Raw genomic sequence first — 651 nt, 5'->3', positions numbered from 1 at the left:
GAAATACAAGTAAACATAACGCCCAATTAAGGGGTGAGCAACGCCGCCACCCAACCTAAAGCATTGTGCCATAAACACTAAATTTGAAGTAGAAGCAAAAGTGCCAAGCGTTGTGAATCCCTCTTAAATTGCTTGTTATGTGCGTGCTAATTCTACGCTCGTAATCTCAGTGCCTATTGGTAGGTCTTTAATTTGGGAGTATATTGCGCCAGTTGCTTCTAACTTGCTACGAAAAGGCAACACCTGCAAATTACCTACACTTAACTCGCCTCCTAAGCAGGGAGGAATTATGAAGTCATAACACTCATTTTCGGAAAGCATCAATCCTTTATCACGAGCACCTGTCACTAAGCTAACCATTAGAAATTGCTTCTGACCTTGCTTCGTATTTAATATCGATTGAAGTTCGATTTTATCTGTCGCGATAACAGTTAATGTTCCTTCTAACATATCGAAGAAATATATGCCCTCATTAGATTCAAAGAACATATCTCCAAACAAATTTGCAACAAGGAATGTTTTCTCTGAAAAATCTAGCCAATTCCAAGTAGCTAAGCCTTTGCAAATATCACCTGCATCGGGTGTCAGTAAAAGCACAAATTCCCCTCTAAGCACATAACGCCCAATTAAGTAGCCCGAAACGCACTGGCT

Annotated in this window: 1 protein-coding gene; it reads right to left on the bottom strand. The window is 40.2% G+C overall.

Features of this window, described 5'->3' with window-relative positions:
* Positions 1-135 precede the first annotated feature (135 nt).
* Positions 136-651 (bottom strand): T6SS immunity protein Tdi1 domain-containing protein (locus FCU94_RS15855; protein WP_217906484.1); only part of this gene is annotated, 516 nt, incomplete at its 5' end.

The organism is Vibrio sp. JPW-9-11-11 (genome assembly GCF_013369335.1).
In the GTDB taxonomy this organism is placed as follows: Bacteria; Pseudomonadota; Gammaproteobacteria; order Enterobacterales; family Vibrionaceae; genus Vibrio.
This window is presented reverse-complemented; position numbering and strand designations above follow the sequence as displayed.